Origin of the sequence: Peptoniphilus indolicus, from assembly GCF_900454665.1 — a bacterium.
GTDB lineage: Bacteria > Bacillota > Clostridia > Tissierellales > Peptoniphilaceae > Peptoniphilus > Peptoniphilus indolicus.
This window is the reverse complement of record NZ_UGTH01000001.1, coordinates 2020812-2033654: the sequence shown is the minus strand read 5'-3', so window position 1 is coordinate 2033654 and position 12843 is coordinate 2020812. Positions and strand designations below refer to the sequence as shown.

General features: G+C 30.3%; 19 protein-coding genes. All 19 read left to right on the top strand.

What is annotated here, in order from left to right; all coding sequences use genetic code 11:
- The first annotated feature begins 41 nt into the window (after positions 1-41).
- Entirely contained in the window at positions 42-1373 is a 1332-nt protein-coding gene (gene rsxC / locus DYE58_RS09860; RefSeq protein ID WP_004821743.1) for an electron transport complex subunit RsxC, read from the top strand.
- A 9-nt stretch (positions 1374-1382) separates the two neighbouring features.
- Positions 1383-2384 (top strand): RnfABCDGE type electron transport complex subunit D, encoded by a 1002-nt coding sequence (locus DYE58_RS09855; RefSeq protein WP_004821742.1) that lies wholly within the window; start codon positions 1383-1385, stop codon positions 2382-2384.
- Positions 2384-2968: an RnfABCDGE type electron transport complex subunit G gene (locus tag DYE58_RS09850; RefSeq protein WP_004821740.1), complete on the top strand. Its 585-nt coding sequence runs from the start codon at positions 2384-2386 to the stop codon at positions 2966-2968. Before DYE58_RS09855 ends, DYE58_RS09850 begins: the two co-directional genes overlap by 1 nt.
- 10 nt (positions 2969-2978) lie before the next feature.
- A complete protein-coding gene (gene rsxE / locus DYE58_RS09845; protein WP_004821737.1) occupies positions 2979-3575 on the top strand; it encodes an electron transport complex subunit RsxE in 597 nt (198 codons plus the stop codon).
- A 2-nt stretch (positions 3576-3577) separates the two neighbouring features.
- The gene (rsxA, locus tag DYE58_RS09840) at positions 3578-4156 is read left to right on the top strand and encodes an electron transport complex subunit RsxA (protein WP_004821734.1); all 579 of its coding nucleotides are present in this window, start codon (positions 3578-3580) and stop codon (positions 4154-4156) included.
- Between the two features lie 10 nt (positions 4157-4166).
- Positions 4167-5063, top strand: a complete 897-nt coding sequence (locus DYE58_RS09835) for an RnfABCDGE type electron transport complex subunit B (RefSeq protein WP_040552707.1) — start codon at positions 4167-4169, stop codon at positions 5061-5063.
- 90 nt (positions 5064-5153) lie between these two features.
- Entirely contained in the window at positions 5154-5426 is a 273-nt protein-coding gene (locus DYE58_RS11225; protein WP_218563705.1) for a class III extradiol ring-cleavage dioxygenase family protein, read from the top strand.
- A gap of 85 nt (positions 5427-5511) precedes the next feature.
- The gene (locus tag DYE58_RS11220) at positions 5512-5883 is read left to right on the top strand and encodes a DODA-type extradiol aromatic ring-opening family dioxygenase (RefSeq protein ID WP_004821727.1); all 372 of its coding nucleotides are present in this window, start codon (positions 5512-5514) and stop codon (positions 5881-5883) included.
- Between the two features lie 69 nt (positions 5884-5952).
- Positions 5953-6345: a NusG domain II-containing protein gene (locus tag DYE58_RS09825; RefSeq protein WP_004821725.1), complete on the top strand. Its 393-nt coding sequence runs from the start codon at positions 5953-5955 to the stop codon at positions 6343-6345.
- Positions 6342-6857 carry a Gx transporter family protein gene (locus DYE58_RS09820; RefSeq protein ID WP_004821722.1) on the top strand — a complete coding sequence of 172 codons (516 nt, stop codon included), beginning with the start codon at positions 6342-6344 and terminating at the stop codon, positions 6855-6857. Before DYE58_RS09825 ends, DYE58_RS09820 begins: the two co-directional genes overlap by 4 nt.
- Positions 6850-7431, top strand: a complete 582-nt coding sequence (locus DYE58_RS09815) for a Maf family protein (protein ID WP_040552704.1) — start codon at positions 6850-6852, stop codon at positions 7429-7431. Before DYE58_RS09820 ends, DYE58_RS09815 begins: the two co-directional genes overlap by 8 nt.
- Before the next feature lie 3 nt (positions 7432-7434).
- Positions 7435-8151 (top strand): RadC family protein, encoded by a 717-nt coding sequence (radC, locus tag DYE58_RS09810; RefSeq protein WP_004821719.1) that lies wholly within the window; start codon positions 7435-7437, stop codon positions 8149-8151.
- A complete protein-coding gene (locus tag DYE58_RS09805) occupies positions 8148-9197 on the top strand; it encodes a ribonuclease E/G (protein ID WP_115312271.1) in 1050 nt (349 codons plus the stop codon). The genes radC and DYE58_RS09805 overlap by 4 nt, the downstream gene beginning before the upstream one ends.
- Entirely contained in the window at positions 9185-9706 is a 522-nt protein-coding gene (locus DYE58_RS09800) for an SGNH/GDSL hydrolase family protein (protein WP_004821715.1), read from the top strand. The genes DYE58_RS09805 and DYE58_RS09800 overlap by 13 nt, the downstream gene beginning before the upstream one ends.
- Complete coding sequence (locus DYE58_RS09795; protein WP_115312270.1) at positions 9690-10727, top strand: hypothetical protein; 1038 nt, start codon at positions 9690-9692, stop codon at positions 10725-10727. The genes DYE58_RS09800 and DYE58_RS09795 overlap by 17 nt, the downstream gene beginning before the upstream one ends.
- The gene (locus DYE58_RS09790) at positions 10724-11149 is read left to right on the top strand and encodes a prepilin-type N-terminal cleavage/methylation domain-containing protein (RefSeq protein ID WP_004823312.1); all 426 of its coding nucleotides are present in this window, start codon (positions 10724-10726) and stop codon (positions 11147-11149) included. The genes DYE58_RS09795 and DYE58_RS09790 overlap by 4 nt, the downstream gene beginning before the upstream one ends.
- Positions 11139-11465: a PulJ/GspJ family protein gene (locus DYE58_RS09785; RefSeq protein ID WP_004823314.1), complete on the top strand. Its 327-nt coding sequence runs from the start codon at positions 11139-11141 to the stop codon at positions 11463-11465. The genes DYE58_RS09790 and DYE58_RS09785 overlap by 11 nt, the downstream gene beginning before the upstream one ends.
- Complete coding sequence (locus DYE58_RS09780) at positions 11422-11892, top strand: type II secretion system protein (RefSeq protein ID WP_040553178.1); 471 nt, start codon at positions 11422-11424, stop codon at positions 11890-11892. The genes DYE58_RS09785 and DYE58_RS09780 overlap by 44 nt, the downstream gene beginning before the upstream one ends.
- A gap of 3 nt (positions 11893-11895) precedes the next feature.
- Entirely contained in the window at positions 11896-12801 is a 906-nt protein-coding gene (locus tag DYE58_RS09775; RefSeq protein ID WP_115312269.1) for a hypothetical protein, read from the top strand.
- Positions 12802-12843: the final 42 nt, after the last annotated feature.

Below are 12843 nucleotides of genomic sequence, written 5' to 3'. Positions count from 1 at the left end.
TGTTATGTTATTATCAAATTTTTTAATAAGAGGTGAATTAAATGAGTTCTACAAATCTCACTTTTAAAGTGGGCGGTGTACATATGAATGAACACAAAGAACTTAGCGAAGCGATCTCTATCGAGAGATTGCCGGAGCCCAAAATTGTTTACATACCTATGAGTCAACACATAGGAGCACCTTGTAAGCCTACAGTACAAAAAGGGGATGAAGTAAAAGTTGGCCAAACTATTGGAACTAGTGAGGCATTTATATCAGCTGACATTCATTCTTCAGTATCTGGAGTAGTTACAAAGGTAGAAAATATGTATACGGCTGATGGAAGGTTCTGCGAGTGTGTGGTAATTGAAAATGATGGTTTAAATACTTCTATTGATTTTCAACCTATAGAAAACTATGATGAGTTGAAAGTTGAAGAGTTTGTTCCATATGCAAAGAAGATGGGGCTTGTTGGAATGGGTGGAGCAGGATTTCCACTTCATGCAAAGTTAAAGGGAGAAAATCCTCCATTGGATGAATGTATAATTAATGGAGCAGAATGTGAACCGTTTTTAACTTGCGACCATAGAATAATGTTAGAAAAGACAACTGAAATACTTGAAGGGTTAAAGATTTTTTCTAACTTTTATAATAAACAAGTTTCATATATGGCTATCGAAGAAAACAAACCTGATGCCATTAAGAAAATGAAAGAAATTATAGATTCAAACAGTAGATTTTCTAATTTAAAAGTTGTAAGTTGTCAAACAAAGTATCCTCAAGGGGATTCAAAGAGATTATCAGAAGCTGTTTTAGGAAGAATTGTCCCACAAAATGGTGTAACTAATGATGTTGGAGTGTTCTTAACTAATGTGGGAACTACTCTGGCTTTTTATGAAGCTGTTGTAGAAGGAAGACCTTCATATGAGAGAGTTATTACAGTTAGTGGAAAAGGAATTAAACAACCTAAAAATTTGTTAGTTAAAATAGGTACACCTGTTGAAGATATAATAAATTATTGTGGTGGGCTTAAAGATGAAGCCATAGAAATAGTTTGTGGTGGACCTATGACAGGTAAGAGTGTTTTTGATTTAAGAAGTCCTATAACAAAAACAACTTCAGGATTATTGGCATTGACTGATGAAGAAATGAACTATGCAGAAGAATCTCCATGTATAAGATGCTCAAGATGTGTAGATCATTGTCCAGCTAATATAAATCCAACTGATATAAATGCAGCTATATTAATCAATGATGTAGATTTTTGTAATGAATTGCATGCTGATCAATGTATGGAATGTGGAATATGTTCATTTGTTTGTCCTGCAAAGAGAAATCTTGCGCCATCTGTTAAATTAGCTAAACGTGAAATTAAACTTAAAGCTATTAAATAGGAGGGTACTGTGGAAAATACAAAGTTAAATCAATCTTCACATAATGAAAGGTTTGTATCATTGGCCCCTCATGTAAGGAGTAATGATACAACTCAAAAAATAATGAGGGATGTAATAATTGCCCTCGTGCCAGCAATGATAGGTAGTATTTATTTCTTTGGAAGTAAAGCGGCAATACTTTTAGCTGTTTGTATAATATCATGTGTTGGCTCTGAAGCTATTTTTCAAAAATTAATGCATAAGGAAATGAGAATTTCTGATTTATCTGCTGTTGTAACAGGTATTTTAATAGCGTTCAATTTGCCGGCTACATCACCTTGGTGGATGGCGGCATTCGGTTCTATTTTTGCCATAATAGTTATAAAAGAATGTTTTGGTGGTATAGGTTCAAACTTTATGAATCCTGCTATCGGAGCTAGAATTGTAGTAATGGCTTCTTGGGCTAAGTTAATGACTAATTATGTAAGTCCGGAAGTGGCTAAGTGGACTTCTGAAGTTGTAGCAAGTAGCGCTACTGTAGATGCTACAAGTTATGCGACACCTTTGACATTGATGAAAGCGGGAACATTTGAGCAATTACCTAGCTTGATGGATATGGCTATAGGGAACATAGGTGGTGTAATAGGGGAGACTTCAGCAGTACTTCTATTAATAGGAGCTCTTTATCTAATTGTTAGAAAAGTTATATCTCCACTTATTCCGGTAATCTTTATAGCGACAACTGCTGTAGTACTTATGTTATTCGGAGTTTCATTCGAATATATACCTTATCAATTACTTGGCGGTGGATTAATACTTGGAGCTTTCTTTATGGCTACTGATTATTCATCTACACCAATGAATACAAAAGGAAAGATAATATTTGCAATAGGTTGTGGTATTATAACTGCTGTAATTCGTGCGAAAGCTTCTTTACCAGAAGGAGTTTCTTATGCAATAGCATTAATGAATGTTGCAACACCTTTGATTGATAGAATCACAAGAACAGAAGCATATGGGGAGGCGAAATAATGAGTGAACCAGTTAAATTCGGAGCAATTTTACTTTTATTTTGCGCTATTAGTGCAGGTCTTTTAGCTTTTGTAAATAGCATGACTGTTGATGTAATAGCTCAAGCGCAACTTGAACAAACACTTAACTCATATAAGACGATTTTTGGCGATGAAGCCGATGACTTTGAAGAATATGACCAAAGTAAATTAGAAAAAATTCAAGAAAAATATCCTGAGATAGAAGCTATTTTTGTAGCTGAAAAAGCAGGTCAAAAAGTAGGATTTGGAGTTAATGTTACAACTAATGGTTTTGGTGGAGCTATGACAAATGCTCTTGGAATTAAAATCGAAGGCGATGAAATTTTAGGATATAGAAACATAACTCATCAAGAAACAAAAGGTTTTGGTACACAAATCACTGAAGAACCTTATATATCATCATACAAGGGAAAGAGTGTTTCAGAAGAATTAGTTCTATCAAAAGATCCTAAGGCTCTAAACGAGATAATGCAAATTTCAGGAGCTACAGTAAGTTCCAAGGGAGTTTTTGAAGGTGATAAGATCGTTGCTGAAGTGTATAACAATATATTGAAGGCAGAATAGGGGGATAAAAATGAAATTGTCTAAAGTATTAATTAATGCCATTTTTAGAAATAACCCCGTATTCATACAAATGATAGGGTTGTGTTCGGTATTAGCGATAACAAATTCACTTATGAGTGCGATTGCTATGGGTATAGCTGTAACATTTGTACTTATAATGAGTAATGGGGTTGTATCTCTTTTAAGAGGAGTTATACCTGAAAAGATAAGAATTCCTTGTTTTATAGTAGTTATAGCAACTTTTGTAACTATAGTTCAAATGGTGCTACAAGCTTTCTTCCCACCAATATATGAAGCTCTTGGTATATTCTTACCATTGATAGTAGTTAACTGCTGTATATTAGGTGAAGCGGAAGGGTTTGCTTATAAAAATAAGTTGATTCCTTCATTAGTAGATGGTTTGGGAACTGGTATAGGATATACTATGGCAGTTGTAGCTATGGGATTTATAAGAGAGTTATTTGGATATGGAACTTTACTTGGATTACAAGTTTTACCAGAATCTTATCCTGGTATAGGACTTATGGGTGCACCAGCAGGGGCATTTATACTTTTAGGTTTCTATATAGCAGGTTTTAAACTTTTACTTTCAAGAAGGGGTGAATAAAGATGTTAGGCTCAATTATAACTATTTTAGTTTCTACAATATTAGTTAATAACTACATATTTGCTCAATTCTTGGGAATTTGTCCTTTCCTTGGAGTTTCTTCAAAAGTTGAAACTGCAACAGGTATGGGCATAGCAGTAACTTTCGTAGTTGTTATAGCATCTGCAATTACATGGTGCTTACAAACTTTTATACTAGATAAATTTGGTTTGGGATATTTACAAACAATAATGTTTATATTAGTAATAGCATCTCTTGTACAATTCGTAGAAATGGTAATTAAAAAATTATCTCCATCACTTTATACTGCAATGGGGGTTTTTCTTCCTTTGATAACAACTAACTGTATGGTTCTTGGAGTTACAGTACTTAATGTACAAAATGGATATAACTTAATTGAAACTGTGATAAGTGGACTTGGTGCTTCAATAGGATTTACAATAGCTCTTGTACTTATAGCAGCATTAAGAGAAAGACTTGTATATGCAAAAGTTCCTAAAGCATTACAAGGTGTTCCTATAGCTCTTATAAGTGCTGGTCTTATGGCATTAGCATTTTCAGGCTTTTCAGGACTTGTATAGGGGGTTAAAAATGAATGAAATAATTTTGCCTATTATTTGTTTAGGTATAACAGGTGCTATTTTTGGGATTTTACTTTCAATAGCATCTAAGGTTTTTGCAGTTGAGCAAGATGCTAGAATGGTTGCTGTAAGAAATGCACTTCCAGGAGCAAACTGTGGGGCTTGTGGATTTCCAGGATGTGATGGATTAGCTGACGCAATAGCAAAGGGAAAAGCTCCTGTAACAGGATGCGTAATAGGTGGTAAAGATACAGCTGATGCAGTTGCAGAAGTTATGGGAGTAAATGCCGGAGATGTAGATAGGATGGTAGCTAATGTACTTTGCCAAGGAACTTGTGGAGTTGCCAAAGATAAATACAGATATGAAGGTTTAGCTGACTGTAGACTTATATCAGATTTCCAAAAGGGATCTAAAGCTTGTAACTATGGTTGTGTTGGAGGAGGATCATGCGTTGGCGTATGTGAATTCGATGCAATACATATAGTAGATGGCATTGCAAAGGTTGATAAAGAAAACTGTGTAGCTTGTAAGAAATGTGTGGAAATATGTCCTAAAAATTTAATAGACTTAATACCATATAAAGCAAAGACGGTGGTTGAATGTCATTCAAATGATGCAGGAAAAGATGTAAGAGTTAAATGTAGAATTGGATGTATTTCTTGTGGACTATGCGAAAAGAATTGTCCTAAAGATGCAATCCATGTAACAAATAATTTAGCTAGCATAGATTATGAAAAATGTATCAACTGTGGAATATGTGTATCATATTGTCCAACAGGTGCAATTTTCTGCGAATATCCTGAAAGAGTAGAAAAGATAAAAGCTAAACGTAAAGCAGACCAAGAAAAGAAAAAGCAAGAAGCTTTAGAAAAAAAACAAGCTGAAGAAGATGCTTTAGTTAAATAGGAATTAAATAAAATTTGTAGGGTGGACATAGTTCACCCTTTTTTCATATTTGAAATTATGGTATAAAATCTTAAAAAAGAAGAGATACAGATGAAAAAGTCTACATTATTTGTTGGGAATGGTAGTCTGATGATTGCTATTCAAGATAATGATATAATTAGAAAATTTAAAAATATTGGAGATAAAATAATTGATAAATACGATAAAACAAAGGCGATTTTAATGGTGTCAGCACATTGGTTTACTGATGGAAATTTAATACAGAGTGTAGAAAAACTTAAGCAAATTTTTGATATGTATGAATTTTCGAAAGAACTGTATGAAGTTAAGTATGAGGTTAAAGGTAATTTGGAATATAACTAAAAAAGTTTTAGGAATTTTAGGTGATGATATATCTGTAAATAATTATTTGGGGATTTAGCACGGAACTTGGTCTGTATTAATTCATATGTTTCCAAAAGTTGATATACCCGTTGTTCAATTAAGTGTTAATAAAAATTTAAGCGATGAAGGATATATAATTATTGACAGTGGGAATGTTGTTCATAATTTGGCAATGGTTGAATGGGATAATGAATTTGGAAGTGAATATGCTGATGAATTTGATGAAGAAGTGAAGAAGAATATTTTAAATGGTAACTATAGTGAAATAATGAATGGAGTAAAGCAAAAGAAAAATTATAACTATGCAGTTACGATTAGAGAATATTTTTATCCATTACTATATGTATTAGGAGCAAGCACAGGTAGAAGAGTAACAATTCCTAATAATATAAGAAATTTGGGTTCAATGTCAATGACTTCTTATTTATTTGAATAGAAATTAAAAAACATTATTAGTAATATAAATAATTTTTTTAGTGTGATATAATTTTATTGAGGTGCATATATGAAAAAAGGAGATTACATTATCGTTGCCTTAATTTTATTGTTATCAACAGGAATTTTTTTAGTTTCTAAAAATTATGTAGTAGAAGCTGCCGAAAAAGAAGTTGTAGTAAGTGTTGATGGTAAGGTTGAGGGAAGATATACACTCAGTGATAAAGAAAAACTTTATACAATAGATAATAAATATGGTAAAAATACTTTTGCAATAACTAGTGATGGAGTACATATGGTAGAATCTGACTGTAAGGACCAAATTTGTATTCACATGGGGCATATAACTAGAGCGGGAGAATCTATTATATGTTTACCGAATAGATTGATAATTTCATTAGTGAATGCAAATGCAGACAATGACGTTAAAGACACAAAAGAAGTGGATGTGGTGCTACATTGAGAATTAAAAAGATGATTTTTTTATCACTACTTGTTTCTTTGGGATTAGTCATTGGATTGTTTGAAATGATGTTGCCAACACCCGTTGCAATACCTGGGGCTAAATTAGGTCTTTCAAATATGGTAGTTTTAATAACTATTTTATTTTTAGGTAATAGAGAAGGCATTGTAGTTGCAGCTTTGAAATCAATTTTATTAGTTGTAGTAACAGGCTCTGTAACAAGCTTTATCTTTTCTTTTACGGGAGCTATGTTGAGCACTGTAAGTATGTCTTTGGCAAACAGCTTCTTAAAAAAATATATATCTACAGTTGGGATTAGCTTGATAGGTTCGGCGTTTCACAATATAGGACAAGTTTTAGCTGCATGCATAGTGCTTAATACACTTAGTATCGTTTCGTATTTACCGTTGTTATTAGTACTTGGAATCTTTACAGGATATTTTGTTGGAGTAGCCAGTGAATACTCAGTTAAGAATTTGAATGTTACTTTTAAGGGGAATATTAATGAATAGAAGAATAGTTCTTGCATCGAATTCGCCTCGGCGAAAAGAAATGCTTGCAGAATTTATAGATTTTGAAGTTATCAGCAAAGTGATAGATGAAGTATATGATGAAAGCAAACCTGAACATGTAAATGTTATGTCTATAGCTTTTAATAAAGCGTATGAAGTAGCTAAAGAAAATGAAAATGCCATTGTAGTTGCAGCGGATACTTTAGTTTATAAAGATGGACCGTTAGGCAAACCTAAGGATAGAGAAGATGCAAAGAAAATGTTGTTAAATCTTTCTGATACTATACATGATGTATTGACAGGTTGTGCAATAATTTGCATAGGAGAAAATTACAAAAAAATATTTTACGAGAGAACACAGGTTAAATTTAAAAAATTGAGTGAAATACAGATAGAAAAGTATTTAGATACTTTGGAATATATAGATAAAGCAGGAGCTTATGGTATTCAAGGATATGGAAGCTTATTAATAGAATCTGTAAAAGGTGATTTCTTCAACGTTGTAGGGCTTCCAATCTCGAGATTGTATTATGTATTGGATGCTGATTTTGGTGTAGATTTTTTAAAGAGGTAGATTATGCAAGAGAATTTTAGTATTAAAGAAATGCCTGAAGAAGATAGACCTGAGGAAAAATGTTTGAAATTAGGGACGGAAGCCCTCTCTAATGCTGAATTACTTGCACTTATAATAAGAACAGGGAACAAATCTAAGACATCTGTGGAATTATCTCAAGAAATATTAAATAAATTTAGTTATAAGGATGAATATGGGGTCGAGCATAGGGGAATAAGTGCATTAAAAAATGTAAGGTTATCTGACTTGATTGCTATAAATGGAATAGGAAAGAGTAAAGCTTGTATGATACTTGCAGCAGTTACTTTGGCAAAGAGAATGAGTCAAGAATCCGTATTTAAAAAGACAAAGGTGAATTCACCTTCTAAAATAGCTGATTATGTAATGGAAGATATGTGCAGTTTGAAAGTGGAAGAGTTTAAAATTGCAATATTAAATACAAAAAAAGAATTAGAAGTGATAAAAAATATATCAACTGGTTCAATAGATATGACAGTTGTACACCCAAGAGAGGTTTTTAAAACTGCAATAGATTACTCTGCGCATACAATTATAGCAATACATAATCATCCTTCAGGTGATATAACGCCATCAAAAGAAGACATAGCTTTAACAAAGAGATTAAAAGAGGTTGGGAATATAGTTGGGATTGAACTTGTGGACCATATAATAATAGGCAATAGAGTTTACTACAGTTTTTTGGAGAATGGATTAATATGAAGTATTATGTGGATTCACATGAAAATTTAATCATAGGATATGACAATAAAATAGAAAAAATTATAAGATTAGATGACCCAATAAATAATATTTATAGAGGTAGTGTTCAAAAAAAGGTAAAGGGAATTGGAGTTTTTATAGATTTGGGAGATTATATGGGATACACTCAAGAAAAAATATCTCAGAGTGAAGGGGAAAGTGTAATAGTTAAAGTAATAAAAGTTCCAAGTGAAAAAGAAAAAGCATTAAAAGTAAGTACTAAACTTTCTGTAACAGGCAATGCTATTATTTTATTTGATGATGATTTTATAAAAGTATCATCAAAAATCAACACTGAGATGAGAAATAGATTATTAAATTTTGCCCAAGAGAACTCTTTTAAGGGAGTATTATTTAGAACTGATTCTCAAAATACTACTTTTGAATTTCTAAAAGAAGAATACACCAATTTAAAAGAAAAATTGAATTTACTAGAATCGGAAAAAGACAGATTACCAACTCCCAAGTTACTATATAAAGAGACAATAGCTAATAGAATAAATTTAAAGGAAAATGAAGAAATATTATTTAATGACTTAGAACTTTTTAAGCATTATAAAAATCTAAAAAATTCAAAATTAGATGCTGGGTTTAGAATTAAATACATATCTGAATTAGTAAAAGACCTAAATGTTTTAACAGAGAGAGAAGTTGCCTTACCTAATGGAGGTAATATAACTATTGAAAAGACATTGGCCTTTACTGTAATAGATGTAAATTCAAAAGGTTATAATGCTAGAAGCAGTCATGAAGTTGTGAGAAAGATAAATTTAGATGCAACTAAAGAAATTGTGAGGCAAATTTTACTTAGAAACATTTCTGGAGCTATAATCATAGATTATATAGACTCAGATGAACAAATTAAGAAAGAAATTATAAATTTGTTGAAGAAAGAGTTAAAGCAAGACGGTAAAAACACTACCGTGTATGGATTTACTAGAATGGGATTGTTGGAAATGTCTAGAAAAAATAGAGGAGAAGAATTAAGTAATATATGGGTAAGATAGTAGTAAATATTGTTGGAGACTCTATAGTTAATGGAAATTCTTTTTCTAAGATAGAGTCTGATAAAATATTATTTAATAATTTTGGTGTAAATGGAGAGATGTCATCAAATGTATTATATAGAATTGATAGTTTATTAGACTGTGATTTATTGGTGCTATTTTATGGGCTTAATGATTTTCTTAATGGTATGTCAGTAGATTACGTGGTTGAAAATACTGAAAAAATCTTGCAAAAATCAAAATCAAAAGTTTTATTATGCATACCACAAATGGTGAATACAAAAGAGTTGAGATTTATTTTTAACCCTGAGGGAATAAATAGAAAACTAGAAAAACTATATGATGAATATATAAAATTGAATTTTAATAATTTTAAAATTCTAAATTTTTATTATTTATTGAAAGAGGTAGAACTTTTTGACGGAATTCATCCTAATGAAAAAACACATGAAGATATGAAAAAAGTATTTTTAGAATTTTTAGAGGTGAACTATGGATTTTATAAATAAGCTTAACAATAGGGAAAAGGTTTTATTAATTATTTTGATGATTATGATTTTTGAAATGTCAGTATATTCAATAGTGTTTTCTGAAAAAGTAAAAAATATTGAAGAATATAAATATAAAATAGAAAATACTAAATTAGATTTAAAAAACATCAAATTAAATAGTGAAGTTAAATACTTTGACAAAGAAAATACGGTAATAAAAAGAGAGAATAATGAGGGATTTATAAAAGAATTTCCACAAGCTGTAATAAGTACTGTCGAAGAAAATAAAATAATAGACATATCATTAAAGAAAGAAGAACTTTTTAAGTTATTAAATTTATCTGATTATTATAGTTATGATAATGCAACTTTAACTCAAGATCTTGAAGGATATAGGTTAAATTTCACTTTTAAGAGCAATAGTTCTTCTATATTGCCTCAAATAGTGGCATCTGAGGGAGATATAAAGAGTAAAATTTTTAAAGAAAAATTATATGAGAAAAATAAAAATAATAAAATTGTATCTACAGTTAATGACTCTAAAAGTGTAAAAGTAAATAAATCAGAAAGTAAGGAAGTAGAGAGAAAAGAAACTGTATTACCAACTTCAAAACAAAAAAATAAAATTGAAAGTATAACAAAACAAGAAATAAGAGAAAATATTGAAGTTTTGGAAAATGAAAAAGTACACAGTAATTTCAATGTAAATGCTGAAGATTGTAGTTTATTAAAAAATGATGATTCATCAGAAGCTATGATAAGTGCTATGGAGAATGGATTTAATTTATATTATAAGTCTAAAGGAGAGTCTACTTTAGATATTGTGTTGAATAAAGTAGAGCATTTAAAAAAAATAAAAATTTTGGTTTCTTCATATTTAGAGACAAAAGCATTATTGGAGATTAAAGGTGAAGAATATATTATCTCTAGAGGGAAAAATGAAATTGAATTAAATGAAGCTAGCATAGATAAGATAAGCTTAAAATTAACTAGTGATGAAGAAAACTTATTGTCTTTTGTAATCGAGGGTGAATTATGAAAAAAGGATTCACTTTAATTGAAATAGTAGTGATTTTAGGGATATTAGTTATATTGATGGGAATATCCATACAAAGCATTAATGGAGTTAGAACATATAGACAAAAATTAGCAGTTAAAAATTTTATCTCAGATTTAAATTCAGCTAGAGGATATGCTGTCGCAAACAATAAAAGAGTTTCAGTCAAAATTTCAGAAGATTCTTATAGCTATGAAATTAATGATGATTTTATTTTTCAAAAATTACCGGAAGGGCTTATTTTAGAACCTGAAACTAAAGAATACAAGGATATAGTTTTTACAAGAAAAGGAGTTTCGTCAAGAGAAGCTGGAAGAACTATAAATTTTAAAACTGAAAGAAAAACTTATACAGTAACTATATCACCGGTAAGTGGAAAGGTGAGATTGAGAAGTGGAAAATAAGAAAGGATATACTCTAATAGAGTTAGTAATAGCAATAGGAATAGTTTTAATACTTGGAACTTCAATTGTCTCAGCATATATAAATCTAAATAGATCAAGAGTGTCAATTTATGAAATTCAAGACGTGAGTAATAAATTGCAAAATGCAATGGAAAATGCAATCGTTAGCATAAAAAATAGCAACTCAAATGTAGAATATGAAGATGTAAATGTAGAGTTAGAAAAAGTTTCAGATGATTTATTTGAAGTGAGAGTAAGTTTTGGAGAAAAGTATGAGCTTAAAAAGTTGGTCAAAAAAGGGGTTTACTCTGATTGAATTAGTTATAGTTGTAGGAATATCATTGATTTTATTTTCTTTATTAACTACAATGGTAAGCCATTTATTGGGGGTCACTAAGAAGGTTAGCCTTGAAGAAGATGTTGCAAGTGAATTATATTTTTTTGAAAATTACATAAGAGATGAAATATTAAGTGCTCAGAAAATAAAACAAGACGTGTCAACTGGATTTAAAATAATAAATACTGAGAGAGTTAATAAAAAAATTGTTCAAAAGACTATACACTTTGAGTTAAGGAATAAAAATATACTCAGAGTAGTTAGTGGGGAAAAAGGGAATAACTCATTGATATCAAAGGTTGAAGTTTTTGATGTTAAGTGTACAGATGATTATATAAAAATAGATATGGAAATGATTAATGGTAAGAAGAGAGAAATATTAGTTGCGATAAGAAATAGGGAATAGATTATGAAAAGAGGATATGCAATTATAGTTACAGTATTAATAATGAGTTTAGGTCTTATTTCAATTAGCTTTCTTTTGAATTCTGTTTTTAAAAGTGCTTTGGTACAAAAAAATTCTATTGATTCTATACAAGCCGACTATAATGCAGAATCTGCAATTGAAATGGTTACGTCAGCTGGAAATTTTGAAAATGCAATTAATGATTTATATGTAAAAAGAGAATATACAGATAAAGTGGAGATATTTGGCAGTGAGGTTGATATAAAAGGTATTATGATTGGAAATAGACCTCCAAAATTTGAGATAAAAGCTGAAACATCTAATAAAAATATAACGTCCAATTGGTATGCTTATGGGAATATAGTAAATGAGATATATACAACAGGGGAAAGTGTTGTAAGTCCTAGAACTTGTAATGTGAATGGAAAAGTTAGTATAGATGAACTTCAAAAAATGAAAAGTAATATAGGCATTGGGAATACTAAAAATATAATTCTACCTGCCGAAGATATATATTTGCATAAAGAGGGGAGCTCAATAGCATTTTTTAGAGATAGTGAATTTAAAGAAAAGGTAGATAGTGTATCTTCTTTTGATAGATTTTATTTAGAACAAAAAGGTGGAAATTTAATTGTATTAAGTGATATTAAAGTTATGAGTTTATTTAATGTTGAAAATATAATTTTAGGAGCAAACATAAAAATAAACGGAATTTTGAATTTAAAAAGTGACATTCAATCGTTGGGGCATTATAATATAGAAGTTGATGGATTAACACTGAATTATGACCAAGTATCTGAAAATTACATAGTTGCAAATTATAAGTATGATAATTTGCATATGTTTTATAAAAATCTTAAAGATTTTATTAAACCTACAGTTAAGTATACATCTAAAGAAAAGAAGTAAAAAGTATTTAAATAGATATTTGTAATGTGTTATAATGAAATG